This window comes from Microvirga massiliensis, assembly GCF_001006805.1.
GTDB classification, from domain to species: Bacteria; Pseudomonadota; Alphaproteobacteria; order Rhizobiales; family Beijerinckiaceae; genus Microvirga; species Microvirga massiliensis.
In genome coordinates this window covers 35,779-62,261 of sequence record NZ_LN811357.1, presented here as the reverse complement: position 1 = coordinate 62,261, position 26,483 = coordinate 35,779, and the positions used below count along the sequence as shown (strand labels likewise).

Here is a 26,483-nt window from a genome sequence, read left to right as displayed (position 1 = left end):
GCGCCGGGAATTCCTGTCGAGGCGCAAGGGAGACCTTCATGCAGACTCTGCTCACGCCCGGTGTCGTTACGGGCCTTCTCGCATGCGCGGCGGCGCTTGCCGGCATCTTCGGCCGGCCGGCACTCGCTGCATTTCTCGCCGACCCGAGTACGGCGGAACTCCTCCTCGCCGTCATCTCCGGCGTGCTCGCCCTGGCGGCCGGTGCGCTGCGCGGCGTGAACGCGTCGCGGCTGTGATGGGCCTCGGACCCTTCGATGCATTGCTGTCCCGCGCGGTGGAGGCCACCGCGCATTTCAACTCCCTGCCGACGGGGACTGCCATGAACCTTCGTGCTCCCAATCCCTTTCCCGCCGAACTCGCCGCCCTCGAGGCGCGGGTTCAGGGCCTGGAGCGTGGCGTCGAAGGTGTTGCGCGCGAAGTCAGGAAGATCGCCGAGCGCATCGACGAACGGGGCCGCACGCCCTGGGCGCTGATCTGGTCCGGCCTCGGCGTCGCCGCGACGCTCATAGGCGTCGTCGGCGCCCTGGTGCTGCGGCCCGTCGAGGAGGCGCAAGCGCGGCTCGAGCGCCGGCAGGCGTCGATCACACAGGAGCTCGTTCCGCGACGCGAGCACGAGGAGCGCTGGCGATTCGAGGAGCGGATCATCGAGAGGCTGGAGAACCGCCTGGAGCGCCTGGAGCGTGGGGTGCGATAGGAGTTCGGTGAGTGTGTTTTGTGTATTCCCACCGGCGTTGCGAATGGAGTGATGCAATCCGGGTGCGCATCCGTCGACGGGTAGATTGCTTCACTTCGTTCGCAATGACGGTGAGGCGGTGGAAAGGGCTGTGCACACGGCCCGCGGCTCGCAATGACGATGTGCGGCGGGATGGGTGGTGCATCGCGCCTGCGGCGCACAAAGACGGAGGTGTGGCGGAAGTGGCAGTGCATCGTGCCTGCGACTCGCAAGGACGGCAGTGGGTCCGGCGCTACTCCGTTTCCGGCCCTGCACCGCCCGCCCTCAGACCCTCTTCGTCACTGCGAGTTCATGCCGGTTCCGGCTCTGCACTGCCCGTCTTCACACCCTCTTCTTCATTGCGAACGCAGTGAAGCAATCTACCCGTCTTCGGATAATTCGCCCCGCCTCCGTCTCGCAACGACGCGACAGAGTGACGTCAGAGCCACCCTTTCCGCTTGAACCAGTGGTACGGCAGCACGGCAGACAGAATCATCAGGCCGAGCGCAAACGGATAGCCGAAGAACCACTTCAGTTCCGGCATTGACTCGAAGTTCATGCCGTAGATCGTGCCTACCACGGTCGGCGGCAGGAAGAGAACCGCTGCGACGGAGAAGACCTTGATGATCCGGTTCTGATCGAGATTGATCAGGCCGAGCGTCGCGTCGTGCAGATACACGATCTCGGAGGAGAGCTGCCCTTCATAGGCCGTGAGCGAGCGGAGGTCGCGGTCGAGCTGCTTCAGGCGCGCCGGGTTGCCGTTGGTGAGCCAGTCTCCTGCGCCCTGGCGCAGGAAGGGCACGAGCCGGGAGAGCGAGAGCAGGCTCTCGCGCAGGATCGAGACCATCATGTTCTTGCGCCCGAGCCGCCTGATCAGCGCCTGCAGCTCGTCCTCGATGCTCTTGCTCCGCCTGTGTTGCGGCTCCTCCTCGATGAAGAGCCTGGTCGAGACCTCGTTCAGGTCGGCGGCCACCAGCTCCAGCACGTCGGCGGCCCGCTCGACGATGCTCTCGAGGAGCGAGACGAAGATGCGGTCGCTCGTCACGTAGACTTCGGGCTGGCGCTGAAATCGCGCCTCGAAGGTGCGGAACGGGGCCGGGTCGGCGTAGCGCAGCGACACGAGATGCGTCCGCGTCAGCACGAAGGTGACCTGCGTCCGGAAGGGCCTGCCCTCGCCGGCGCCGCAGATGACGACCGCCGTCATGACGAGCGCACCATTTTCCTCGTAGAGCCGCGCCGATTCCTCGATCTCGGCCATTTCCTGGCGGGTCGGAATTTCCAGCCCGAGCAGGGTCTCGACGGCCTGCTTGTCCTCCGGCGACGGCTCGAAGAGGTCGATCCACACCACGTCGTCAGGCTTCGGCACGCGCGAGACGGACGCCTGCTCGAGACGCGCAAGGCGGTTCTGGCGCAGGCCGTAGAAGCGCACCATCGGATCGGCTCTCCCGCTCGGCTCAGCCGTGGGCGAGTCTGGTGGACGGCTTGGCTATCGGCACGGCGCGGCCCTGCTCGGCCGAGGCCGCTTGGCCAGGCCCGAATGCGGCCATCGCGACGTGCAGGCCGACCACGGGCGCAAAGACGAGCGCCAGCAGGACGAAAAGGATCGCGGCGACGCTGCGGTCCCGTGGATGGGCCACCGTATCCGCGCGGATGACCCGGGAGGAGGAGTTCGGGAAGATCATGGCTCACCTCGTGTTCGACCAGCCGCCACGGGCCGGTCGTGGGTGAGCCGATCAGGCGATCAGGCGTCCACGAAGGCCCATGACGGCACGGTCGATCGACTGTGACTGTCGCTTGGCATTTCGTTCAGGGTTCCAGTGGAGCCGCACCGGTCGCTCGGACGGAGGGCGCGGACAGGTCCGAAATGGGCCTCTCCCGTGCTCTCGTCAAGCCAAAAGAGTGCTTTCGCGGATATTTCCAGGCTTTCCATGGACGTCCGGCCGGGATGCGGCGCCCCCGCGCACCTCCCGAATGGAGGCCCGGCCCCGGGTGAGCCCACTCACTTCGCGTCCAGCACCGTGACCCCCTCCCATTGCTCAGACGGCGGGGTGTCGATCAGGCTGCGGATCCGGGTCACGAACAAAGCGTAGTATTCGTCCAGCCCGAAGCCTCTCCCGGCCTCGCGGCACAGGATGATGGTCTCGAGCGCCCTCGCCCAATCCCGTGAGCGGTAGAAGGACAGCATGGACCGGTTCAGGTTCGAGAGGCGATCGAACGTGGGGCTCGCGGCCGTATCGGAACGCCCGAGAATGGTGAAGATGCGTTCCGGTCTGCTCTTTCCCTTAAGCTGCAGCCGATCCAGTTCCAAGGCGGCGAAACGCCCGGCAACGGCCCGCGCCGTCCGCTCGCCCGCGATGACCGCCACGCCGTAGCGCGTGCACTGGTTTTCCAGGCGCGATGCCAGATTGACCGTGTCTCCGAGCACCGAATAGTTGAAATGCAGATCGGATCCCATGTTGCCGACCACGCACGGGCCGGAATTGATACCGATCCCCATTCTCAGCGGCAGGAATGGCTGATTCGCCTCGGCAGCCTCCTGCGCGCGCTGCTCGTTGAGCCGCGCGAGGCACTCGACCATCGCAAGAGCGGCATCGCAGGCATTGGCCTCGTGCGCCGGATCGTCGAGAGGCGCATTCCAGAACGCCATGATGCAGTCGCCCATATACTTGTCGATCGTGCCGCTGCGATCGATCACGACGTTGGTGAGCGGGGTCAGCAGCCTGTTCATCAGGGTCGTCAGGCCCTGCGGGTCGTCATGGTAGGACTCGGCCACCGCCGTGAAACCACGCAGATCCGAGAACATGATGGTCATCTCGCGGTGCTCGCCGCCGAGCACCAGCTTTTCGGGGGAACGCGCGAGCTGTTCCACGAGCGCCGGCGAAATGTATTGGCTGAAAGCCGAGCGGATCTGCCGCCGATCGGCCGCGGCCTGAACGTAATTCGTGAACACGAGCAGGAGATAGACCGAGAAGCTCGCAATCAGCGGGAAGGTGTAATCCAGCAGAAGATGCAGGCGCAGGAACGCGGCCAGGGACAGCACGATCGTCGAGGCCGCGATGACACCGCCCATCATGAAAAGCGGCAGCCCGCCCAAATTGGGGGCAAGTGCGATCAGCGCGAGGCTCAGGACGATGGCCGTGCAGATTTCGATGAGCGTCGTATAGGCCGGGCGGTTCAGGGTCTGACCGGCGGTGACGCCCTCGAGAAGCTGGGCGTGCAGCTCCACGCCGGGCATCACCGGATTCACGGGTGTGGTCTTGAGATCGAACAATCCGACGGCCGACGTGCCGATCAGCACGACCTTGCCGGCGAGTCGCTCCGGCGGGACCTTTCCCTGCAGGAGAGCCAGGGCGGAGACGTATTTGTCCGGGCCGTAGCGCGCGAAATGGATCCACGTTCGCCCTTTCGGGTCCGTCGGAATGTTCAGGCCCTGAACGCCGACCCATTCGATCCCGGCGATACCCGTCTTGACCGCGATCGCACCTGATCCGGTCATCAGGCGGATGACGTCGAGAGCGAGCGAGGGGACCATGATGCCGCCCGCCAGCGCGACCAGCGGGACCCGGCGGACCATCCCGTCATCTTCTGCCTTGATCGAGAAGAGGCCGCGGCCCTGTGCGGCCTCTTCGAGCTGGGGCACGTTCCGAAGCAGATGCGGGAATGACACGAGGAATTGCCGCGGATCGAGACCTATCGTGACGAAGCCGGTCTGTTCCGGGGCCTCGGCCTTCTGCTTCACGGCCGCGTCCCGATAGCCCGACTGCCCGAGAACGACCGTCGACCTGCGAATAGCGCTCGCGAGAATGTCGTCGTTGCTCGGAAGCCTTCGCAGCTTCTCGCGCGTGTCCTGATCGAGCTCGCGATACGTGGCGGCGGCAATTGCGGGCGAGGTCCGATCCGGCTCGGGAAAAAGAACGTCGAAGGCGATGATTGCCGCACCGGCCTTCGAGATCGCCTCGACGAGATCTGCCACGATCGTGCGCGGCCAGGGCCATTGGCCGATCGCCTCCAGACTGGCCTCGTCGATGTCCACGATCACGACGGACTCGTTTCCGACCGGACGCGGCTGGACGATCTGGTAGACGTCGAAGGCCTTGTGGCGCAGCGCGTCGAGCGGAGCGGGATCCCACACGCGAAGAATCAGCCAGTCGAACAACAGCAGCAGGGCGACGATGCGACCCACCCCGAAGAGCTGCAGCGCTTGCGCCATTCGTCTCATGGCGATCCCGTCGTGGGGCAGTCGACTCGACGACTGCGGCTTACAGATCGGTCGACCACGGCAAAGCCCCGGTGATGTCGAGCTGCGTGGTGAGTGACACGCCGTCCGTGAACGTCACGGATGCGAGGACCTTGTTGATTTCTCCTGCATGCAGCGACAGGCCCGCGGCGCTGGCGTCGAGCGCCAAGCCGTTTTCCGTCTGGACGAGGTCCTCCGGTCCGACGCCCGGAAGCTCCCGTCCGTTCACGAAGATCTGCAGATCGACGACCTCACCCGGCCGGAAAGTTCCGACCAGGGTCGCATTGAGCTCGTCGGTGGACGTCACGCGTTCGCTCCCTCCCGTATTGTCGATCCGGTCGAGGAGATCGAGACGCGCGTCCTCGCCGATGCCGACGGCTGCGATCTGCGTGTCGAACGTCGACTCCAAGGTTTTCACCTCGTCGGCGAAGGAGCTGCTCCCGAATCCGTCGGAAAGGAAATAGAGGACATTGTTCTCGTTTTGCTCCGGATCGAGCACATGGAGCCTCTCGACGGCCGCCTGCAATGCGTTCTCAAAATTCGTGCCTCCGCCGATGCTGAGGCTTTTCAGGAAATTCGCGACCGTTTCGTCACCGGACGTTCCGAGACCGAATGAGGCCGAGGGCGTCTGGTTGCTGGCGGGATCGGCGCTGCTGTCGAACGGGATCACCGTGACCGTGACGTCGGCCGGAGAGAGGCCGAGACTTCGAACCTGCTCCGTCAGCTTGATCAATCCGTCGATCTCGGCGTCGAGGATCGTGTTCGATCTTCCGTCCCCGTTGAGATCTCCCGTAGGAGTCCCCTCGAATGCATTGCCCGTGCTCCCGGAAATATCCACGACGTAGAGGATGTTCATGGGGCGCTGGGCGCCGAAGCCGATATCGAGACCGACATCCGCGTTCGACGTCGTCGTGCGCTCCGGCGCCTCGAGTTGGATCGACACGGATTGACCGTTGAAGGGGAAGGTTCCGGTTGCAACGGCAGAGTGGAGCGGCGACGTGAATTGACCCGAACCTTCGACCTGCACCGTCGTTGTCGCAGTGGAAGTTCCGCCCGATCCGTCCGAGATCGTGTAGTCGAACGATACGGTCGCGGTCTGGTTCGCGCTGAGCGCCTCGAAGTCCTTTCCCGGATCGAAAACCAGCTCCCCGGAAGAGTTGAGGAATACCAAGCCTTCGCGCGGCTGCGTCCAGTGCGTGATCGTCAGCCTGTCGCCGTCGGTGTCCAAATCGTTGGACAGGACGTCGAGCGTCGTCGGCGCGGTCTCGTGAATTCCGCGAAAGTCATCCGGTTTTGCGACCGGTGCATCGTTCTCGCCCGTGATGGTCAGCGTGACGACCTTGTGGATCCGGTCCGGGCCCGACACCACGTCGAAGCCGATGCCGTAGATCGCCGACTCGCCCGCGCCGAGAAAATTGAAATCCGCGCGGTCGTAGCTGATCTGGCCCGTTGTCTGGTCGACGCTGATCAGCCCTGCGTCGGTAGTGTCTGAGCCTGCAACCGCCGCGACGACGGCGCTGCCGGCCGCGAAGGCAGGCGTGTCGGTCCGGTCTATGTCATGGACGGTCGTCAGATCCGTGAACAGGTTGAACGACACCCGCTCCGGAGTGTCCTTTTCCGAGCCAGTCGCCGGATCCACCACCGACACCACCGGTGCATCGTTCTCGCCGGCAATGGTCAATGTGACCGTCTGCCGAGAAGTATCGGAGCCGGACACCACGTCGAAGCTGATCGTGTAGATCGCCGCCTCGCCTGCGCCGAGGGAGTTGAAGTCCGCCCGGTCGTAGGTAACCACACCTGTCGCCTGATTGATGCTGATCAGGGATGTGTCGGTGGCGTCGGAGCCGGCAGCCGCAGCAACCAGAACGCTGTCGGCCTTGTAGGCAGGCGTGTCGGTCTGGTCAGCGTCATGGGCGGTCACCAAGCCGAACAGATTGAACGACACCTGCTCCGAACTGTCCTTCTCCGAGCCGGTAGCCGGATTGGTCGCGCTCACAACCGGTGCGTCGTTCTCACCCGTGATGGTCAACGTGACCACCTTGTGGACCCGGTCAGAACCCGACACCACGTCGAAGCTGATCGTGTAGATCGCCGATTGGCCCGCGCCGAGGAAATTGAAGCTCGCTCTGTCGTACCTGATGTCGCCCGTTGTCTGGTCGACGCTGATCAGGGACGTGTCAGTCGCGTCGGAGCCTGCGGCGGCCGCAACGACGGCGCTGCCGGCCGCGAAGGCGGGCGTGTCGGTCCGGTCGATGTCATGAGCGGTCGTCAGATCCCTGAACAGGTTGAGCGATACCCGCTCCGGAGTGTCCTTCTCGGAACCGACTCTCGGATCGACCACAGTTACCACAGGTGCGTCGTTCTCGCCCGTAATGGTCCAGGACAGGATCACCGGTACGGTCCTGCCATTCTCGACGGTGCTAAGACGCACGCTCACCGTCTCGGTCTCTCCGGCCCCGAGGCTCTGATAGGCCGGATGCGAGGGATCCAGCGTGTATGCGCCCGTGGCCTCGTCGTAAGAGACGCCTGCAGGCAAGTTCTCCGCTCTCGGGAGGTGTCTCGGGCTGCCGTCGGCCCCTCGGAGCGCCACGAGCGGACCATCCTCGATGGCCGTGCCGGTCGCCACGACGTCCTGCAGGGGCGTTTCGATCTGCACCTGCGCGAACTCACGGACCAGAGGAAAAATGGGCGCGGACAGTTCCGGACTGTCCGGAGACGAGAGCAATGCCAACTCCGGATGCGGAAAGAGCCCATTGAATTCACCGCTGCCCCGTCTTTGCCCAGGCTCTCCGACGCTCTGGAAGAGATCACGGACGAACATGTTGTCCGATTGGATCTCCTCGGGCGACTTGACGACCTCAGTGATGTTGACCTGCGCCGCGCCGGAAATGGCGATGACCGTTGCGACGCCCGGATTCGATACCCTCCCGATCACGCGTGCCGGATTGGCGTTGTCGAACAGGACGAACGAGCCGGCCGCGCCGCCCGGCTCCGTCAGGAGGGAGAACTTGGTCGTCCCGTCTGCGGCGGAGATCTCGACCCGTACCGCCGTTCCACGAATGCCCATGGTGGCAACCGGCGTCTCGACCCGGAAATCACCCGTCTCCGCGATTTTCCCGGCAACGAATCCGATGATGCCCTGTACGAGCTCGAAGAACGCGGAATTCGTCGTCGAGCCTGCACTGTAAACGAGATCGTCTAGAACGATCCGTGCGCTGGCCGAAAGCCCGAAGACGGTTCCGTCAGTAAGTTTGATGGTCAGGGATGAGCCGGAGGAGGTCTGGACGGCGTCACCCTTGAAGAGCGGATCTCCCTGATGGAGCGCGACGGGAACTCCGTTGCGGATGGCTGTCGCACTGCCGGCCACCTTTTCAACCCGTCCGATGGACGCCGGTGTCGAAGGGGGGGCTGTGGCTTGGGCATAGACTTGGGCATGGAGATGCGGATTGCCGGAGTCGGCAGGGTCGGAGGCCCGTTCCGTCAGCGCAATCCCGCCGAGCGCGGCCAGCCTTTCGCTCTCGCCCTCGCCTTGAAGGGGATCTGCCTGGACAAGGTGAGCCGTGAAGTCGAGGCTCGGCTCAGGCGACACGATCCCGCCTTCGGACGCAGCCCCCGGGGTCGAGGCGGCATCGCGTTCGAGATCGGTTCCGGAATCCTGTCCCGTTGTCTGCACGGCCCAACATCCTTGTGTTGGACGCCTGGCTTCCCAAGCGGAAGGGGGCATTATTGCAAAGTAGACGATAGTTGACGTCGAGAGGCAACTGTCATCAGCCTTGAGAAATAGAGGGAAGCGGCGTGGAAGGGTTCGTTCCGAGATCTTGATGACTTCGGATTGCGGTGACGGGCAGAAGTGCCGCCTCCGAGCCGCGTTCGAGGCCAAGCCCGCGGGAAACCTCGCTATCTCTTTTCAATTATTTCCGGATTTCGGCGCGGCTGGTGCGGAGACTCACACATCGAACAAGACTTCGGGCATAGGATACGCCCACTTTGCGGTGAGAGCGCTTGATCTGCGTGCACCGACTCTCCCGCACGACTCGACCCAAAATTCGATTGCGACTGCTCGCAGTCGGTCGCGAGGAGGCGTGCGATGAAAGCACTGATCCTCAGTTCCGCGGTCTGGGGCGGTGCCTTCGGTGCAGCCTTCGTGGGACTCGTCCTGAGCGGATCGAGCGATCCCAGCATCGCCGGCACGATCGTTCTGGATTTCAAGCCATTCTGCTCGAGCTTCGTCGTCCGCACCGAGCGAGAGTTCGTCCTCCTCACGTGGGAGGACGGCATTCTCGTCTTTGCGGAGGGCGACCATGTGACGGGCCCTCTGCGCATCCGCGGGATCCAGTCCATCGACCTCGTCGGCTACGGCCAGATGAAGGCGTATGTGGAGGGATGGAGCCCCGATCTCGCCAGCGCCCAGCATACGCTCCGAACCCGCTGCGCCTTGACGACCGAGAAAATGGTGCCCGAAGAAGGCGGGATGTGATTCCGCAGGCTCCGATGAGGAGGCCCTGGTTGCGGCGGGTCGTCACCGGCACGCTCCACCCATCCCATAGCACAGCCGTCTTTGCGAGCCGGAGGCGAAGCAATCTACCCGTCGACGGATGCGCTCCTGGATGGCTTCACTCCGTTCGCAATGACGAAGAGGGCCTGAGAACGCGAGGAGCACGGCCGGAAACGGAGAGTGGCGACGGACCCGCTTCCGCCATTTGAGCCGAAGGCGAAAGAAGCGTGCACAGTCGAATCTTTTTTGCCTCAATGTGCGCGTCCGCACACATGGCCCAGTCCGCCGAGGGCACAGTAAGGCATCCTCCCTTCCAGGGAGGGGGTGTGGCGGTCTGGATCACGCAGCCGGACCGCGATCGTCTGCCGGGGCCCCTGACCCGATCTCCGGCGGACGAGTGACCCTGCGGGGCGCCTCCTCCCGGGTCTGCCCCTCACCCGGTTTGGCCGGGGAGGGGCCTTTTTTCATTCGTGCCTTCGGCAGGGAATGATACCCTGCCGTCATGAGTGATCCGCCCCCCTCTCTGGACCCGAAACTCGCCGAGCTGCGCGAACGATTTCGGGAGCGTCTGCCTGGCTATCGGGATCGCCTCCGGGATGCGGAGCAGCGCCTGGGGGTCGATCGCTCGCCCGCCCCTCTGACGCAGTTCCGACAGGTCGCACACGAGCTCATCGGCGTATCGGGGATGCTCGGCTTCAGTGGAATCAGCCGAACCGCAGCAGCCCTCGAGGAGGCCGCCGACGCTGCACTGGCCGGGCGCGCAGCGCGCACCTCGCTGGGCGAGCACCTCGAACGACTCGCGCGCGAAATCGATCTCGAGTTGTGATTCGCGTTCGTGCGCGACAGGATGCGGTCGGAAAGCCCTCTCAGGTCGCGATCTTCTCGTTCTCACCGTGCTCGGCCGCGGATTCCACCTTGCCGCGACGCTGCAGCCAAGCCGTTACCACCCAGCAGCCGAGAGCCCAGGCTGCGCCGACGCACCAGCCCGCCAGGACATCGGTCGGCCAGTGGACGCCGAGAAAGACGCGGCTGAACCCGGTCAGCAGCGCGATCGCTGCCGCCGTTCCCATGATATAGATCTTGAGGCGCCGGCGCTCCTGCAGGCGTGCCAGGAGCGCGCCGAGTGTGAGATAGGTCACGGTCGAGAGCATCGCGTGCGAGCTCGGGAAGCTCGTGGTGTAGACGTCGACTGCGTGGGCCACGAGGTCGGGGCGCGGCCGGTCGAACCCGAGCTTCAGGAGAAAGCTCAGGACCGTACCGCCGCCGACCGCGACGAACACGACCAAGGCTGCCGCGCGTTTGCCGTCGATCAGGAGATAGCCGATCGCGATGATCGTGATGAGCGTGAGGACGGCCGTGCTCCCGAGGCTCGTGAGGTCCCGGAACATGACTTCGAGCCACCATGGGCCGATCGGGCGGGATGTGTCCCCAGCATCGCGCAAGGCCAGCAGGATCGCTGTATCGAAAGCCCGCGTCTCCCCTTCGCCGACCTCATCGACGAGACTGCTGAACGCATAGAGGGCTGCCGCCAATCCGCCGAGCGCCGCCAGGATCGGGAACTCGAGCCCGGTGCGAGCCTGAAGCGCCTCGAGGCGGTGCCGGTAGTTGCGCATGGGCGGAAAACGCAGACGTCACCGGATGGTGCCGTCATGTCCCGGACGCGGCCGGCCGGCGGCTCAGCCGGGCCGTTCCGACTTCCGGATCCTGAAGACGAGGCGCCGATCCTCCTGCGCCTGCCTTTCGAGGACGTCTCCGGTCTCCCGCAGAAGGTTGGGGATATCGATCGCCGCGAGCGGATCCGTGCAGGTCACGACGATCGTCGCGCCGGGCGCGAGCCCCGCCAGGGCTTTCCGGGTCTTCAGCGCCGGAAGAGGACACTTGAGGCCGGTGAGGTCGAGTTCGCGGTCTGACATGGATTGCAGGAGTCACAGCTTGCAGGGCAGGGAGGTTCCGCGGCATCTCTCGGCGGCGGCGCATCGTCGTGCGCATCGGCCGAGGCCGGGCGGCACAGAACAGAAAGCCCGCCGCTTTGGCAACCTCCAACCCCTGACGGCATTCTTGAACAACGTGATTTCGCTCAAACCGATCGATGCCCTGATGACGGAGCTTGGTTTGATCCTGCCCGTCTCGCAGGCGGAGCGCGTCGCGATCGATGCGGCGATCGGCCAGGTGCTGGCCGAGGATCTCGTCGTTCCCGCAGACATTCCTTCCGTGCCGGTCGCCGCGCTCGCTGGCTATGCGGTGGCGAGCCGCGATCTCATCGGAGCGTCGTCCTATTCGCCAGTGCCGCTCCCGAGCCTCCAGCCGGTCAGTGCGGGCGATTCCTTGCCCGCGGGCTCCGATGCCGTGATCCCGGCCGACAGTGTGGAGGGGGAGGGGATCTTCGCCGGCGCGGTCTTCTCGCCGCAGCCCGGCGAAAACGCGCGCCTTGCGGGCGAGGATGCCCGCGCGGGTACCGTGCTGCGTCCGAGGGGCTCGATTCTGCGCCCGACGGACGCCGCGGCGGCGATGGCCTGCGGTCTTGCCGATGCAGAGATCCGGCGAGTGCCGGTCTGCATCGCGGGTTCCGAATTTCTGGAGCGGCTCGTCACTGCGCTGCCGGGCGCCTCGCCCGTCACGGAACACGCAGGTGCGCCCCTCCGGATCATCGTCGCGCCGGATCCCCGGGAATTCGCCTCGGCGGGGCGGATTCTCGCGCAGGGTCTCGCCCTCGCCGGCGCAGAGCAAGTCCGGGTCGTGGCGACGGAGAACTCGGCCATTCTGGTCGTGCCGCCCTGGCCGGCTGCCATGCTGGCCGTTGCCTTCGGCGTGATCGATCCTCTGGTCGCAGCCCTCGCGGGTCGCGACCCGCGCCCGGCGCGATCCGGGCCGCTCACCGCGAAGATCGCGTCCCGGGTCGGCCTGGCGGAGATCGTCTTCCTTGCTGAGACAAAGGGCGGGCTTGAGCCGCTCGGCGGCGGAGCCCTATCCCTCACGGCGTTCTCCCGGGCCGATGCGATCCTGCATCTTTCTCCGGAGAGCGAAGGTTTCGCCGCCGGCGAGCGCGTGACGGCGGCCGCGCTTTGAGGCGTTGCCGGCCGGTTTGCGTAAAGGGGAAAGTTGGCCGACCTTGGAAACCGGCAGATCCATCCGACATCCTGCTGCAAGGCGATGATGCCCGAGAGCGGCCTGCGGCCAGGGGCGTCCAGGGCAACTCCTTGCGGCATCCTGCTTTGAGGTGATGATGAACGAGCCGCTCCCCTCCGCCTTTCGGCAGGACCAGTTCCTGTCCGTGCTTTCGCGGGAGGAGGCGCTTCGACGCTTCGCAGCCGCTCTCCCCATGGGACCGCTCGGCGTCGAGACGGTGCTGCTGATGCAGGCCCTCGGGCGCGTGCTCGCGGCCGACGTCGTCGCCCCGGTCGACGTGCCGCCCTTTGACCGGTCGGGCGTCGACGGGTTTGCCGTCCGCTCGGCCGATCTCGCGGGGGGCGGGGAGGGAAGCCCGATCCCCCTGAGGCTCAACCCGGAAGTGATCGCCTGCGGGACCATGCCCGTGGTCGCGGTTGCGCCGGGCACCGCGACGCCTATCGCGACCGGTGGGCCGCTTCCCCGCGGCGCGGACAGCGTCGTGATGATCGAGCACACCGATCCGGGCGAGGCAGGCGAAATCCGGATCCGGCGCGCGCCGGCGCCCGGCCAGTTCGTCTCCTTCGCGGGATCCGACATGGCGCGTGGCGAAACGGTTCTGCGGCGCGCAACGGTGCTTGGATCGCGCGAACTCGCGATGCTCGCCGCCTGCGGCATTGCCGACGTCATCGTCTACCGCAAGCCGCGGGTTGCGGTGATCTCGACGGGCGACGAACTCGTCGCCCCCGGCGGCACCCTCGGGCCAGCCCAGATTTTCGATGCCAACGGCCCGGTGATTGCCGCAGCGCTCGCCGAGAACGGCTGCGAGCCGGTGTTCTTCGGCGCCGTCCCGGACGACGAGGCCGCTCTCTCGGATGTGCTCACCCGCGCCTATACGCAGTGCGACGCGGTGATCCTCTCGGGCGGAACCTCCAAGGGCGCCGGGGATCTGACCTACCGGCTCGTCGGGCGTCTCGGCCGGCCGGGAATCGTGGTTCACGGCGTCGCGCTGAAGCCCGGCAAGCCCCTGTGCCTCGCCGTCTGCAACGACAAGCCCGTGGTGGTGTTGCCGGGCTTTCCGACCTCCGCGATGTTCACCTTCCATGACATGGTCGCCCCGGCCCTCCGGCGGCTCGCCGGCCTGCCGGAACGGGACGAAGCCCGTCTCACGGCGACCGTTCCCGTGCGGGTCCCGTCCGAGCTCGGGCGGACGGAGTTCGTGATGGTCGCGCTGGTCGAGGGTGATGACGGCATCCGCGCCTATCCGACCGGCAAGGGATCGGGAGCGGTCACGGCCTTCACGCAGGCGGACGGCTTCATCCGGATCGAGGCGCTCGCGGACCACCTCCCCGCAGGGACGCAGGTCGAAGTCGCGCTGTTTTCGCCCCATGTCCGAACGCCCGATCTCGTCGTGATCGGCAGCCATTGCACGGGGCTCGATCATCTCGTCGGCCACTTGGCGGAGCGGGGATTCTCAGCCCGCCTCATGGCCGTCGGCTCTCTCGGCGGGCTCGCGGCGGCGCGGCGCGGCGAGTGCGATCTCGCTCCCGTGCACCTGATGGACCCGGCCACCGGCGCCTACAACGGACCAGAGCTCCTCGGCGCGCTCGAGCGGATCCCCGGCTGGCGGCGCATGCAGGGGATCGTGCACAGGCCGGGCGATCCGCGTTTCGAGGGGCGCTCGGCCACCGAGGCGGTCGCAGCCACCCTCGCGGATTCCACCTGCGTGATGGTGAACCGCAATGCCGGTTCCGGAACGCGGATCCTGGCTGACCGGCTGCTCGGCGGGGCACGGCCGGAGGGCTATTTCAACCAGCCGAAGTCCCATTCGGCGGTGGCCGCGGCCATCGCCCAGGGACGCGCGGATTGGGGCCTTGCCATCGAGCCCGTCGCGAGAGCGCTGGGCCTCGCCTTCATCTCCGTGGCGGAGGAGCATTATGATTTTGCGCTTGTTCCGGCCCGGCGCACGAGGCCTGCCGTGCAGGCCTTTCTCGAAATCTTTCGCTTGCCGGAAACCGGGGAGGCTCTGCGGGCTCTCGGTTTCACGCCGGCCGCGACGTGAGGTTGCGATGATCCGGTTGCTTCTCCCGCTGTTTGCGCTCGTCCTCTCCATCGCGCTCCCAGGCGTCGTCGCTGCGGAGCTGCGCGGGCATGGCGGGCCGGTGCGCGCACTTGCCCTGTCCTTGGACAGGAAGCTTGCGATGTCCGGCTCCTTCGACCAGTCGGCGATCCTGTGGGATCTCGAGCGCGGTGTCGCCCTGGCGGTCCTGCGACTGCATAATGGCGCCGTGAATGCCGTTGCCGCCCTGCCGGATGGCCGCTTCGCGACGGGCGGCGAGGACGGTCGGATCGCCGTCTGGGAGCCCGGGAAGACGGAGCCTCAATCGGTGCTTGCGGCCCATGAAGGGCCGATCGTTGCGCTCAGCATGTCGTCGGACGGGAAGCGCATCGCATCCGCCTCCTGGGACGGCACCGCCCGGGTAACGAGCCTCACCGGGGGTGAGCCGCGCGTCCTCAAGGGCCATCAGGGCCAGGTGAACGGCGTCGCCTTTCTTCCCGATGGGCGCATCGCGACAGCGGGCTACGACGGCACGCTCCGGCTCTGGAGCGCGGATGGCGCGGAGGCCACGGTTGTGACGCTCGGCCTCCCGCTCAACAGCGTTGTGGCCGCACCCAACGGAGAGATCGCAATCGGTGGCGCCGACGGCGCCTTGCGCATTCTCGATGCGCGCGGCGAGGTCCGGCACAAGGTCGAGCTCGGGCCAACGCCGATCCTGGCGCTTGGCATTTCGCCGAATGGAACGAAAATCGCCGCTGGCGCGATCGGCGGTGCTGTTGCTCTCGTGGAGCGCGAATCCGGGAAGATCGACTTCACGATCAACGGACCCGGCTTCCCGGTCTGGTCTCTCGCGTTCAGCCCCGACGGGCGGGAACTCTTCACCGGAGGCGCCGACCGGATCATCCGCCGCTGGGACGTGGCGACCGGGGAGCATATCGGTCCGGTCGTGCTCTCGAAGCCTGAGGATCCCCGAACGGTCTTCGCAGGCGACCGTGGCGCCGAGGTCTTCCAGGCCTGCGCGGCCTGCCACACACTGACGCCGGACGGCGGCAACCGGGCCGGCCCGACCCTGCACGGCGTGTTCGGCCGGCGGATCGCAACCGCCCCAGGCTACAATTTCTCTCCTGCCCTGAAGGATCTCGACATCGTCTGGGGACGCGAGACCATCGCTCGCCTCTTCGAGATCGGCCCATCGCGCTACACGCCAGGCACCAAGATGCCGGAACAGACGATCAACAACCCCGCGGACCGCGAGGCTCTCGTGAGCTTCATCGAGAAGGCGACCCGGTAGAGGACGAACCGGAAAGAAAAAGAGCGCCTCGAGGGGCGCTCTTGAAGGCTCCGGCCCGTGGGGGCAGAAAGGGGCCGGGATGCGAAGACAATGCCCGATATCGGGGAAGGTTCCCGGGGCTTCGAGAAAATTTTTCAGGGTCGAGGGTGAGGCGGGATCGAGCCTCCAGGCCTCGAAACGTTCGTCCGGGCCCATCAGGCTGGACAACGAAGCCTCGGGCTCCACGTGGAGCGTTCCAGCCCCAAGCGAACATCCCGATGTCAGCCGAACTCAAGAAGACGAAACGGAGCAAGACCCTCGACGGCATCCTCGGAGCCCTGGGCTCCATTCTCGCCGCAATCCTGGTCGGCCTTGCCGACCTCGCGAAGTCGTTCCGGCGCTCGCTGAAGCGGTGAGTGGCCTGACGAGCGGAGCGAAGCGATCCAGCAACGCATTGGTCGACGGGTAGATTGCTTCGCCTGCGGCTCGCAATGACGGTAGCGGGTCCGGCGTTCATGCCAGTTCCGGCAGTGGTCTTCGCGTTCTCACGCCCTCTTCGTCATTGCGAACGAAGTGAAGCGATCCAGACCACCGTCTCAGGATGAAGCACTTCGCCTGCGGCGCGCAACGACGACGCGAATACGGGAGAATGGGTGCGCACTCTGCGAGAGCGCCAACCCACACAGCAGAAAGGGGGAGGCGGTGTTCCGCGCTCCCCCTTCTGCCCCCTCGGAAGGAAAGCCGATTGCGGCTTTCCCCTTTACCCCTGTCGCAATGCGATCATCTTTCTAATGGGCGCGTCAGCAGTTGCCTATCAGCCAAGTGTTCGATCGAGGGCCTGTGCCGATCGGCCATATGGCTAGGACGCTGCCCGTCAGTTCAGAGGATCGCGTCCGCTGGCTTCCCGTTCACGCAGGTAATCCTCCGTCGTGCGCGGGCGGGGGCGCTCCGGCATCGCGTGGGGATCGAAGCTTTCGTTGACCACGATCTCGACACGGCAATCCTCGCAGAGCGTGAGCACCCGGATCCTGTCCTGCCCCTCGGCGCCGGCGAACATCCAGTGCTTGTCCCGCAGCTTCGACATGACGCGCTCGATGGCACTCCGCGTTCCGAAAGGCTTGCCACAGCCGGTGCAGTGGAACGGCTCTTCCTCCTTCACGATCCGGCGTGGCTCGTTCCAAGCCGCGAAATCGAGCCGCGGTTCGAGCGCGATGACATGCTCCGGGCAGGTTGCAGCGCAGAGCCCGCACTGAACGCAGAGGCTCTCGGTGAAGCGCAACATCGGCCTGTCGGGATTATCCGAGAGCGCATGGGTCGGACAGGCGCCGACACAGGACAGGCAGAGCGTGCAGCCCGACGTGTCGATGTTCAAGCCGCCGAACGGAGCGCCGGTGTCGAGCGGGATCGCGTCGACCGGTGCCGGCGCGGCGCGGTGGAGTTCGCGAACGGCCAGTTCGAGGATGTTCCGTTTCGTGCCGTGCGGCAGGAAAGTCGCCGGCTGGTCGGGCCGCCGGCCCAGCTCGACCCGGTCGAGGGCCGCGCGCAATGCATCCGGATCGTCGGTCTCGACAAGGGTGACGAGTCCTGATCCGTAGCCGAGCCCAGCCAGGATCGCGTTCGCCGTCGCGAGCCCGCGCTGCAGGCCGGTCAGATCATGCTTCGGTTTGGCTCGCGTGAGGAGGCGTGCGCCTGCCGCTCCGTAAGCAAAGATAGCTGCGAAGATCTCCGGACCGATCTGCGTCACCTCGTTGACACGCACCGGCAGCACGTTCGCGGGGAGCCCGTCACCGAACCGCGCGAGAGCGCCGATGAGAGGCTCACCATGATCGGAATCGTGGAAGAGAATCACCGGATCACGGCCGCCCGCCTCGCGATAGGTCATCAGCAGGGTGCGCAGCCGGCGCATCAGCGCATCGACGGGCGGCAGCGCGTAAGATGCAGCACCCGTCGGGCAGACCGATGCGCAGGCCCCGCAGCCCGCGCAGACTGCGGCATCGATCGCGACATGGTCGCCCGCCGGCGTGATCGCTCCGGTCGGACACAATTCGAGGCAGCGCGTGCAGCCCGTGATCTTCGAGCGCGAATGCGCGCAGAGTCCGGCGTCGAAGCTGATAAATCGCGGCTTGTCGAACTCGCCGACGAGCCCTCCCGCCTCGCCGATGACGCGCTCGACAGCGGCGGGATCGCGCGGATCGGCCCGCAAATAGCCGTTCCTCAACTGTCCGGCGGGAAAGAGCGGTGCGCCTCCCGAGACGTCGATGACGAGATCGCAGGTCGAGGTGGCGCCGTTGCGCCCCTCGCCGAACAGAAGCCGGTCCCGCGAGGACGGCGAGGGCAGGGCGTAGTCATCGACGCGCAACGCGAAGCTGCCGAGATGGCCCGTGGCGCCCGAAATCGTGCCCTTCAGGACGGGGAAGTCCGTGGTGCGCGGCGGCACGACGTTGCCGGGCCGGGTGAGAAGGATGGTGACGTCGAGACGATCAGCTAGGCGGCGGCCGACCTCGATGGCGAGCTCATCGCGGCCATAGACGAGCGCGACGCCTTCACTTTTCAGCGAGACGAGCTGAATGGGGGGCACAGGTTCGGCGGCTGCCGCGAGGAGCGCCGCCATCTTCGGCCCTGCGGAAGCGGCATCGCGCGTCCAGCCGGCCATCTCGCGGATGTTCACGAACGTGACGCGATCCTCCGCGCCGCTTTCCTCGGCGAGTTCGCTGAAGAGCGGCGCCTCCTGGGTGCATCCGATCGTGATCGGGCGGTCATCCGCCATGAGGGCCTTGGCGAGATCGATCTGATGGCGGCAAAGATGGCTGGCGGTACGCAGGGTTCCGCCGCAGGAGCGGGCGAGCGTGCCTTCGTCGAGCGGCATCGTCCCTTCGCAGGAGCACGCGACGACCAGACGGTTTTCGGAGTTCTTCACAGGATCCACACTGCTCCTTGCCACCATTCGGGGGCGTTTTGACGCTTCTCGCGCTGGAGGGTCGGCTCCTATACTAGAACGGTTCCAGGAAACCGATAGAGACCGCCGGTCGCAACCGGCGATCCGGATCACACCGCACCGCGAAGGGTCTGCATCGTCCGCAACGCCATGCCCAGTTCCGCTCCCAGGACCTCCTCGCCGGTTCTCGCTCTTCCGCCAGGATACCGGCTGGTGTCGCTCCGCGAGTCGGGCGACGCCTTCGCCCATGCCTGCCGCATCGGCCGGGAATCCGGAGCCGGCACTCTCGTTTCCGTGGGCCGTTTCGACGTACTGGAATTCGCAGTCGTGCTCGAACCCGAGGAACCGCTGGTCTCCGCACGGCGCGGCTTCTTCGCCGGCATGGTTGCACTCGTGGATGCGCTCGCCTCCTTCGCACCGCCCGAGCGGCCGATCACATTCACGTGGCCCGGCACCGTGCACTTCAACGACGCGCGGATCGGCGGCGCGCGGCTCGGCTGGCCCGAGGACTGTCCCGAGGAGGAGGTACCCGATTTCCTGGTCTTCGGCGCGATGCTGCTCGCATCCCCCGTCGGCCACCGTGATACCGGGTTGCTGCCCGAGGTGACCTTCCTCGAGGAAGAGGGATTCGATCCGCAGGAACACGGCTCGATCGTCGAGAGCTTCGCGCGACATCTCCTCGTGGCCTTCGACCTATGGAACGAGCAGGGCTTCGAGGTGGTCGCGAGCAAATACCTCGCCCATCTGTCCGTAGACGCTGGTGAAGCGCGGCGCGGGCTCGACACGAACGGCGACCTGCTCGTGCATCGGGAGGGGATGCCGGCACGGGTGCCGCTTCTGGGCCCGCTTCAGGACGCCACTTGGCTCGATCGCAAGACCGGCCTGCCGCGGCTCGTCGGCCTATGAAAATGCTTCGCGCCTTGCGGCTCGATCCTTCCGACACGTTCGTCTTCGCCCGGGCTGCAGAGCCCGGCGAATGGGCCGTCCCGGGATCCGGCTTTTTCGTCGGCCTTGAGCTTGAAGATCTCGATCCCAAGGAGAGAGCGGCGTTCCGGGCCGGCTTTCTCGGAACCGAGAGCCTCGGGTTTTCGACGCTGGTCGACGTGGCCGAAATCACGGCCGATGAGGAAGCTGCGGTCGTCTCGCGCTTTGCTGAGGGGCTCGTGAAGCATTTCGGTGCGCCGAGCCTCGCCGAGGCCGAGGAAGTGGCGCAGGAAGAGGTTCGGCTTGCGAAGTCCCTGGCCGATCATCCGCTCGGTACCGTGATCGCGATGCGCCGCACGATCGAAGCCGGGGTGATCCGAGAACAGTTTCGCACGCTCAACCGGCGCCCCGAGGCCATGAAGGGCGGCGATGGCCTGCACGCCTTCGCGCGCGCTTTCGAGTTCGTCGAAACCGATGAGGTAGAGGAGCACGTCGATCTCATCAACCTTGACGAGAAGCACTGATGTACCTGTCGCGGTCGTCTCCTGGCCGCCGGCCGATCCGGCAGGCCAAGGACACGGCCGGTTGTGGAGTTGAGGTCCGATGCGCGAGTTCTGGGTTTCGTCCGGCCATCATCTGACGCGGCGAACGGATGGCGGTGGCTTGGCGGTGACCGACGAGCTCCTTCTCGCCTATCTCGCGAGACCGGAACTCGTCCCGCCCGAGGAGGCGTGCCCGGCCGAGCGCGCGCTCCACGCATTGCTCCTCGCAGATCCCCGCAGAGAGGTTGATGCGCGTGAGGTCGAACGGCTCGCCGATCCCGATGCGCGGGAGAACTGGGCCTTCATGATCGCTTTCCGGGACTGCCTCCTGAAGTCCGGAACGGTCGAAGGCGCGTATCTCGCGATCGTCCGCAACGGCGTGCAGGTGCCGCCGCTCTTCCTCAATCATCTCGTTCACCTCATCCTGCGCAACGCCCTCGACGGCTGCGACGACCCGTACGTCCTGCGGGCGGCGGAACTCTTCTTTCGCCCGCAACGCGCGTCGCTCCACGAGGGTACGATGCTCCTGGCGGATCTCGAGCTCGTGGAAGAGCACCAGAAAGGACAGGGAGCCTCTCCCCTCGTTGCGATGCTCGGGCGTGACCCAACGACCGAGCTCGACGTTCTCGACGAGGAGAATGCCTGGACCTACTGGAGCCGCTCGGATGCCTTCACGATGGCGCTCGCCATCGGTTCGCAACCGCGCAGCCGGGACGGTCTCGCCCGCGCGATCGAGACGTTTGTGCGTCACCTTCTGCACGTGACCGTGCGCGTCACGCCACTCGATCGCATCGAGGATCGCGACTGGCGCTGGTTCGTCGTGCTCGATGCGGAGGCGACGCGCATTGGCAACGCGCTATGGCGGAACGAGGAGATCGACCCCGAAGCGGGCGAACGCGTCCTTGCCCTGTTCCGCCTGGACTTCGAGCCGGGAGCGGTCCTGGACCCACGCGCCGAGGGAAGTCCCGTCTACCTGATTATGGCCATGGATCAGGCTCGGACGCTGCGGATGAAGCCCCAGAATCTGATCGTCGGCCTGCCCTTGCACGGACGGGTGCGGGCTGCATGAGCCTGCCTGCCATATAATGGCTCCGGCTATGGACTGGGAGCGCCGCCCAGAAGGGCATCCAGCAGCACGTGGCGTGGTGATGCGAATGGATCGATGATTGTCACTCCACCCCATGTGAAGTCCGCTTGAAGATCCTCCGACAGAAGCAGCCGACAACTCGCGTTCGAGGCGGCAGACAGGATGACTGCGTCCCAGATGCCGAAGTGATGGTCCGCTGCCAGATCGATGGCCGACAGCATGACTTTCGATGACGTCTCGACAATGGCAAAAGTGTCGCTCCAACTCAGCAGAGCATCACGGGCATCGCTGCGCGATCGTCCCGCCTTGCGGACCAGCACGTTGAATAATTCGCCAAGCACTTGAACCGGGATGACGGTCGTCTCTTGGGGCAGTCTGCGAACGAGATCGAGGGCGACGTCACGCCGCCCGATCCCGTTCACGCCCTCGGCATAAGCGAGAACATTCGTGTCGAGCGCGACCCTCACGGATCGTCCTCATAAAGATCGTCGCGCGTCCAGCGCTCCGCGTCGTTGATAGGTTGTTGTTCGAGGCGGGACAGCAGCGCTGCGCGCACACCCGTTGCAGCGCTCTCGTTCCGACCTGCAGGAACGATCCGCGCGACGGGCTTTCCATGGCTCGTCACGACATAGCTGTGGCCATCGCGAACGCCACGCAGAAGAAGAGAGAATTTGCGATTGGCGTCGGCTGCCGAAACGGTTTCTTCCATAACGGCTCCAGAAAAGTAGTCATATTCACTACTATAGTGACAAAATGCAGCGACTGCAATGAAAATTGCCGCCGCCTGTCCTATTCACCATGCGATGGCCGTCGAGCCTGATGGCCGGCTTGCCATCAGGCTGGATCCGGGCAGTTGACGAGTTAAGACAGAAGCGATCGCGTAGGGATCGGGATGGCGCAGGATCACTTCAATATCGGCATCGTCGTCGCACGGCGAAAGCTGGCGAGTCCGTGGGCGAGCCATGCCTGGATCCCGACCGCCGCTCTTCCCGCGGTTCCGGAGACAAAGCCGGGCACGCCGCTCGGTCGCAATGGGACCGACGAAACCTTCTATGCTGGCGATGCCGAGGTCACGCTCTATTCCTCCGCAACAGGGCACTATCGCGACAATCTTTCCGCCGCCGTGCCTTCGCTCTGGGTCGTGCTGCGCCCGGCAGGGGAGGAGGTCGAACTCGTGTCCGTGATTGCGGATCCGTATGAAGGAGAGGCACTGGCCGGCAGCATCGGCGACATCGTCGAGACCGTTCCGATGCCGCTCGAGATCCAGGCTCGCGTTCACGCTTTCGTGGAAGCGTTTCACGTCGAGCGAACCTTCTTCAAGCGCAAGCGGGATCGTGCCGATCCGGAGGCTCTCGCCGACCGCCACCCCGGCGTGAAGGATCGCAGGCCTCGGGACCGGGAGGACGAAGGATGAGCGACGATCGCGAGGATTTCCTGGCTCGCTGGTCACGGCGGAAACGCGAGGCCAATCGCGCCGGAACCGAAACTCCATCGGGTGAGTCTCGTACCACCCACCCCGAGCCGCTCCGTCATGGACCGGACGAAGAAGGATCGTCCGGTGGTGCCGAGCGAACGGCACCCGCGTCGGTCGAGCCCACCCTGACCGAGGAGGAACTCGCGGCGCTGCCGAAAATCGAGGAGATCTCGGCGCAGACGGACATCGCGGGCTTTCTCAGGAAGGGAGTCCCCGAAGCTCTTCGCAATGCCGCTCTCCGGCGGATGTGGTCGGTCGACCCGGCCATCCGCGACTATGTCGGGGACGCACGCGACTATGCCTGGGATTGGAACACACCCGGCGGCGTGCCCGGGAATGGGCCGCTACTACCGGGTGATGATGCGGACGGTGTCTTGCGCACGCTCTTCAGCAATCGTCCGAGCCAGGAGAGCGAACGAAGAATTACCGCGTCGCCCGACGAGAGCGACCAGGCGCTGCCAGATGAGTCCAAAGTGGTAGAAGGGTTGCAAACACGCTCCGACACTGATGCTGCGTTGCAGCAAAATACGCGCGATGAGGTCGACCTGCCGGCCGGCGGATCGCCCGAAAGCCAAGCTTCGCCTGCAATCGCCCACGGGCAGCCGGAACTGCACGACGATGCTGCAGTGCGATCCGAGCCCGCCGAAAACCGCCTCGCGCATTCGCCTCGTCGGCGCCATGGGCGCGCGAGGCCAGTTTGAAAAGGTTCCAGAGTGACTTGCGCGCCTTGCCCGGAGGGCTATGATCGCGTCCGGGAAGCGGGGCCGGCAGCGAGCCGGACGCGCCGATCGGTTGGGAAATGTATGCGTCACTCTGGGTCGAAGGTGCTGTCACTGCAACGGAGAGCGAGGGCTCCTCATTCTCGTTCGGCACCTCACGTTCGGTAACCTCGTGTTGGAGTTCTGATCCTGTTCAGCGTCCCGTCGATCCTGCGCTGCGCCTTTCCTCTGCCCTTGGCGGCCAATCCCGTTTCGCTCTTCATCAAATGACCGAACCCGTGCCCGACGGGCAGGAGATCGACGAGGTCGATCTCCTGCGCTCGAACGAATATGCGTTGCTCGCGCTTCTCTTCGGGCGAGCGCCGACGGGCGAGGTGCTCGCGCGCGTGTCCGAACTGAAGGGCGATGGGAGTCCGCTCGGCCTCGCGCATATCGCGCTCGCGGATGCCGCTCTCGGCATGGATCCCGATGCGATCTCGCGTGAATTCTTCGATCTCTTCATCGGTGTCGGACGAGGGGAGTTGCTGCCCTACGGATCCTATTATCTCACCGGCTTTCTCTACGAGCGGCCGCTCGCGCGGGTGCGCGAGGACCTCGCCCGGCTCGGAATCGAGCGTGTCGAGGAGCAGCGCGAGCCCGAAGATCACATCGCGATCTTGTGCGAAGTGATGGCCGGCCTTGCCGGTGGACGCCTCGGTGCGGAGCCGGGGTCCGATCGACAATTTTTCGAGCGTCACCTGAAGCCATGGGCGGCCCGTTTCTTCGCGGATTGCGAGATGTGCCAGCGGGCAGGCTTCTATCGGGCAGCCGGCCTCGTCGGACGGCTGTTCATGGAGATCGAGGCGGAAGCATTTGCGATGGACGCGTGAGCGAGCGCGTCGGAAACATGTTTCACCGCGGGTGGTGTCGCGCCGCCCGGCTGCGGACAAGTCTAGCGGACTCGTCCTGATGGAGGAGCAGATGAACGAGACCGACAAGAAGGCAATCGACCGCCGACGCTTCCTTCGTTCGATGGGCGGGGCTTCGACGATAGCCGTGGCTGCCGTCGCATCGCCACTCGCCTCCACGGAGGCGCAGGCCTACGACCCGGGCCCGGAGGAGACGAAGGCCCGGTATCGCGAGAGCGATCACGTGAAGGCCTTTTACCGGACCAACGGCTACGAGACCCTGAAGAAGAAGTGAGGGCGCCATGCTGATCAAGCGCAAGAGCGGCACCGCAAACCGCAGCAAGCTGCAGGCCCTTGGAGCAGGGCTCGCCTCCGGCGCGATCGACCGCCGGACTTTCCTGAGACGCTCGGGCCTTACAGTCGGCGGGCTCGCAGCCGTGGGCGCGATCCCGCTCGGATCGGTGCGTAAGGCCGCCGCCGCGCCCGTTGCCGCCGGCACACCGGTCGAGATCCGCAAGAACATCTGCACCCATTGCTCGGTGGGCTGCACGGTGACCGCGGAAGTGCAGAACGGCGTCTGGGTCGGGCAGGAGCCGTCATGGACAAGCCCGATCAACCGCGGCACGCATTGTGCCAAAGGCGCGGCGATCCGCGAGATCGTGCATGGCGAGCGTCGCCTGAAATACCCGATGAAGCTCGTCAACAACCAGTGGCAGCGCATCTCGTGGGATCAGGCGATCGACGAGATCGGCGACAAGATGATGGAGATCCGTCAGAAATCCGGCGCCGACTCCGTCTACTGGCTGGGCTCCGCGAAATTCACGAACGAGGGCGCCTACCTGATGCGCAAGTTCGGCGCCTTCTGGGGCACGAACTCGGTCGACCACCAGGCGCGCATTTGCCATTCGACGACGGTGGCCGGCGTCGCCAATACCTGGGGCTACGGCGCCCAGACGAACTCCTACAACGACATCCGCAATGCCAGGACAATGGTCTTCATCGGCTCGAACGCCGCCGAAGCCCACCCGGTCGCGATGCAGCATCTCCTCGCCAGCAAGGAGATCAACCGGGGCAACATGATCGTCATGGATCCCCGCTTCACGCGCACGGCCGCGCACGCGACGGAATATGTCCGCTTCCGCTCGGGAACCGACATCGCCCTCGTCTGGGGCATGCTCTGGCACATTTTCGAGAACGGCTGGGAGGACAAGGACTTCATCGCCAAGCGCGTCTACGGGATGGACGACGTCCGCAAGGAGGTCGCGAAATACACCCCCGATGAAGTGGAGCGCATCACCGGCGTGCCGGGCGAGCAATTGAAGCGCGTCGCCCAGAAATTCGCGACGGAGAAGCCGGCGACGATCATCTGGTGCATGGGCGCTACCCAGCACACAGTCGGCACCGCCAATGTGCGTGCGTTCTGCGTTGCCTGCCTTGCGACCGGCAATGTCGGGACGCCGGGAACCGGGGCGAACATTTTCCGCGGCCACACCAATGTGCAGGGCGCGACCGATCTCGGGCTCGATGTCACCTCGCTGCCGCTCTACTACGGCCTCACGGAAGCCGCCTGGAAACACTGGGCCCGCGTCTGGGAAGTCGATTACGAGTGGTTCCAGAACCAGTTCGACGAGGTGCCGGCCCAATACGGCCGCAAGCCGCGCTCCCGCAAGGAGAACATGGAGGCGCCCGGCATCACCTCGACGCGCTGGTTCGATGCCGTGAATCTCCCGATGGAGCAGATCGACCAGAAGGATAAGATCCGGGCGATGATCGTCATGGGGCACGGCGGCAACACCGTGAGCCGCATCCCCGAGATGGTGAAGGCACTCGAGAAGATCGATCTCCTGGTGGTTGCGGATCCGCATCCGACCACTTTCGCGGCGATCAGCGGCCGCCAGAACGGCACTTATCTCCTGCCGATCGCGACCTCGCTCGAATGCCACGGCTCGCGCACGGCGTCGAACCGCTCGTTGCAATGGGGCGAGAAGATCGTCGAGCCGGCCTTCGAGTCGAAGGACGACTACGAGGTCATGTACC

25 protein-coding genes are annotated in these 26,483 nt (G+C 65.6%); 16 read left to right on the top strand and 9 right to left on the bottom strand.

Annotated features, from left to right (window positions below; all coding sequences use genetic code 11):
* Positions 1 to 38: 38 nt before the first annotated feature.
* Positions 39 to 236: a hypothetical protein gene (locus BN1233_RS22705; protein ID WP_046865921.1), complete on the top strand. Its 198-nt coding sequence runs from the start codon at positions 39 to 41 to the stop codon at positions 234 to 236.
* On the top strand, positions 236 to 694 hold the full coding sequence (locus BN1233_RS22700; RefSeq protein ID WP_046865920.1) for a prefoldin domain-containing protein: 459 nt from the start codon (positions 236 to 238) through the stop codon (positions 692 to 694). The genes BN1233_RS22705 and BN1233_RS22700 overlap by 1 nt, the downstream gene beginning before the upstream one ends.
* 457 nt (positions 695 to 1,151) lie before the next feature.
* Here BN1233_RS22700 and BN1233_RS22695 read toward each other — a convergent pair whose 3' ends face one another.
* The 4 genes from BN1233_RS22695 to BN1233_RS22680 form a co-directional block, all read right to left on the bottom strand.
* Entirely contained in the window at positions 1,152 to 2,144 is a 993-nt protein-coding gene (locus BN1233_RS22695; RefSeq protein WP_046865919.1) for a magnesium transporter CorA family protein, read from the bottom strand.
* 22 nt (positions 2,145 to 2,166) lie between these two features.
* A complete protein-coding gene (locus BN1233_RS22690) occupies positions 2,167 to 2,394 on the bottom strand; it encodes a hypothetical protein (RefSeq protein WP_046865918.1) in 228 nt (75 codons plus the stop codon).
* 317 nt (positions 2,395 to 2,711) lie between these two features.
* Positions 2,712 to 4,922 carry a CHASE2 domain-containing protein gene (locus BN1233_RS22685; protein WP_342341664.1) on the bottom strand — a complete coding sequence of 737 codons (2,211 nt, stop codon included), beginning with the start codon at positions 4,920 to 4,922 and terminating at the stop codon, positions 2,712 to 2,714.
* A gap of 49 nt (positions 4,923 to 4,971) precedes the next feature.
* A complete protein-coding gene (locus tag BN1233_RS22680; protein ID WP_046865916.1) occupies positions 4,972 to 8,622 on the bottom strand; it encodes a VCBS domain-containing protein in 3,651 nt (1,216 codons plus the stop codon).
* A 414-nt stretch (positions 8,623 to 9,036) separates the two neighbouring features.
* Here BN1233_RS22680 and BN1233_RS22675 point away from each other — a divergent pair, with 414 nt between their 5' ends.
* Both BN1233_RS22675 and BN1233_RS22670 read left to right on the top strand, forming a co-directional pair.
* Positions 9,037 to 9,426 carry a hypothetical protein gene (locus tag BN1233_RS22675; protein WP_046865915.1) on the top strand — a complete coding sequence of 130 codons (390 nt, stop codon included), beginning with the start codon at positions 9,037 to 9,039 and terminating at the stop codon, positions 9,424 to 9,426.
* Between the two features lie 520 nt (positions 9,427 to 9,946).
* On the top strand, positions 9,947 to 10,270 hold the full coding sequence (locus BN1233_RS22670; protein WP_046865914.1) for an Hpt domain-containing protein: 324 nt from the start codon (positions 9,947 to 9,949) through the stop codon (positions 10,268 to 10,270).
* 40 nt (positions 10,271 to 10,310) lie between these two features.
* On the opposite strand, the gene BN1233_RS22665 is transcribed toward BN1233_RS22670, so the two are convergent.
* Positions 10,311 to 11,057 (bottom strand): phosphatase PAP2 family protein, encoded by a 747-nt coding sequence (locus BN1233_RS22665; protein WP_187144350.1) that lies wholly within the window; start codon positions 11,055 to 11,057, stop codon positions 10,311 to 10,313.
* A gap of 63 nt (positions 11,058 to 11,120) precedes the next feature.
* Positions 11,121 to 11,357 carry a sulfurtransferase TusA family protein gene (locus BN1233_RS22660; protein ID WP_046865913.1) on the bottom strand — a complete coding sequence of 79 codons (237 nt, stop codon included), beginning with the start codon at positions 11,355 to 11,357 and terminating at the stop codon, positions 11,121 to 11,123.
* 184 nt (positions 11,358 to 11,541) lie between these two features.
* Between BN1233_RS22660 and BN1233_RS22655 the strand changes: the two genes are divergently transcribed.
* The 4 genes from BN1233_RS22655 to BN1233_RS47155 all read left to right on the top strand — a co-directional run bounded on the left by BN1233_RS22655 (position 11,542) and on the right by BN1233_RS47155 (position 16,294).
* Entirely contained in the window at positions 11,542 to 12,510 is a 969-nt protein-coding gene (locus tag BN1233_RS22655; RefSeq protein ID WP_187144349.1) for a hypothetical protein, read from the top strand.
* Between the two features lie 157 nt (positions 12,511 to 12,667).
* Positions 12,668 to 14,611 (top strand): molybdopterin biosynthesis protein, encoded by a 1,944-nt coding sequence (locus BN1233_RS22650; protein WP_063776646.1) that lies wholly within the window; start codon positions 12,668 to 12,670, stop codon positions 14,609 to 14,611.
* Positions 14,612 to 14,618: 7 nt separating this feature from the next.
* Positions 14,619 to 15,899 carry a c-type cytochrome gene (locus BN1233_RS22645; RefSeq protein WP_046865910.1) on the top strand — a complete coding sequence of 427 codons (1,281 nt, stop codon included), beginning with the start codon at positions 14,619 to 14,621 and terminating at the stop codon, positions 15,897 to 15,899.
* A 257-nt stretch (positions 15,900 to 16,156) separates the two neighbouring features.
* A complete protein-coding gene (locus BN1233_RS47155; RefSeq protein ID WP_154678283.1) occupies positions 16,157 to 16,294 on the top strand; it encodes a hypothetical protein in 138 nt (45 codons plus the stop codon).
* A 458-nt stretch (positions 16,295 to 16,752) separates the two neighbouring features.
* On the opposite strand, the gene BN1233_RS22640 is transcribed toward BN1233_RS47155, so the two are convergent.
* Entirely contained in the window at positions 16,753 to 18,744 is a 1,992-nt protein-coding gene (locus tag BN1233_RS22640) for a 4Fe-4S binding protein (RefSeq protein WP_046866142.1), read from the bottom strand.
* A gap of 219 nt (positions 18,745 to 18,963) precedes the next feature.
* On the opposite strand from BN1233_RS22640, the gene BN1233_RS22635 reads away from it, so the two are divergent.
* The 3 genes from BN1233_RS22635 (at position 18,964) to BN1233_RS22625 (ending at position 21,348) form a co-directional block, all read left to right on the top strand.
* Entirely contained in the window at positions 18,964 to 19,719 is a 756-nt protein-coding gene (locus tag BN1233_RS22635) for a biotin/lipoate--protein ligase family protein (RefSeq protein WP_046865909.1), read from the top strand.
* On the top strand, positions 19,716 to 20,261 hold the full coding sequence (locus BN1233_RS22630; RefSeq protein WP_046865908.1) for a DUF6505 family protein: 546 nt from the start codon (positions 19,716 to 19,718) through the stop codon (positions 20,259 to 20,261). Before BN1233_RS22635 ends, BN1233_RS22630 begins: the two co-directional genes overlap by 4 nt.
* A gap of 79 nt (positions 20,262 to 20,340) precedes the next feature.
* Positions 20,341 to 21,348 (top strand): DUF6352 family protein, encoded by a 1,008-nt coding sequence (locus BN1233_RS22625; protein WP_046865907.1) that lies wholly within the window; start codon positions 20,341 to 20,343, stop codon positions 21,346 to 21,348.
* Between the two features lie 26 nt (positions 21,349 to 21,374).
* On the opposite strand, the gene BN1233_RS22620 is transcribed toward BN1233_RS22625, so the two are convergent.
* Complete coding sequence (locus tag BN1233_RS22620; protein WP_046865906.1) at positions 21,375 to 21,833, bottom strand: PIN domain-containing protein; 459 nt, start codon at positions 21,831 to 21,833, stop codon at positions 21,375 to 21,377.
* Positions 21,830 to 22,075, bottom strand: coding sequence for a type II toxin-antitoxin system Phd/YefM family antitoxin (locus tag BN1233_RS22615; RefSeq protein WP_046865905.1), 246 nt, complete (start codon positions 22,073 to 22,075; stop codon positions 21,830 to 21,832). The genes BN1233_RS22620 and BN1233_RS22615 overlap by 4 nt, the downstream gene beginning before the upstream one ends.
* Positions 22,076 to 22,258: 183 nt before the next feature.
* On the opposite strand from BN1233_RS22615, the gene BN1233_RS22610 reads away from it, so the two are divergent.
* The 5 genes from BN1233_RS22610 to BN1233_RS22590 form a co-directional block, all read left to right on the top strand.
* The gene (locus BN1233_RS22610) at positions 22,259 to 22,780 is read left to right on the top strand and encodes a DUF3305 domain-containing protein (RefSeq protein WP_046865904.1); all 522 of its coding nucleotides are present in this window, start codon (positions 22,259 to 22,261) and stop codon (positions 22,778 to 22,780) included.
* Positions 22,777 to 23,541: a DUF3306 domain-containing protein gene (locus tag BN1233_RS43215; RefSeq protein ID WP_052763886.1), complete on the top strand. Its 765-nt coding sequence runs from the start codon at positions 22,777 to 22,779 to the stop codon at positions 23,539 to 23,541. The genes BN1233_RS22610 and BN1233_RS43215 overlap by 4 nt, the downstream gene beginning before the upstream one ends.
* 284 nt (positions 23,542 to 23,825) lie before the next feature.
* Positions 23,826 to 24,428, top strand: coding sequence for a TorD/DmsD family molecular chaperone (locus tag BN1233_RS22600; protein ID WP_187144348.1), 603 nt, complete (start codon positions 23,826 to 23,828; stop codon positions 24,426 to 24,428).
* A 91-nt stretch (positions 24,429 to 24,519) separates the two neighbouring features.
* Complete coding sequence (locus BN1233_RS22595; RefSeq protein ID WP_046865902.1) at positions 24,520 to 24,741, top strand: formate dehydrogenase; 222 nt, start codon at positions 24,520 to 24,522, stop codon at positions 24,739 to 24,741.
* Positions 24,742 to 24,748: 7 nt separating this feature from the next.
* On the top strand, positions 24,749 to 26,483 hold a 1,735-nt coding region (locus BN1233_RS22590), incomplete at its 3' end, for a molybdopterin-dependent oxidoreductase (RefSeq protein ID WP_046865901.1).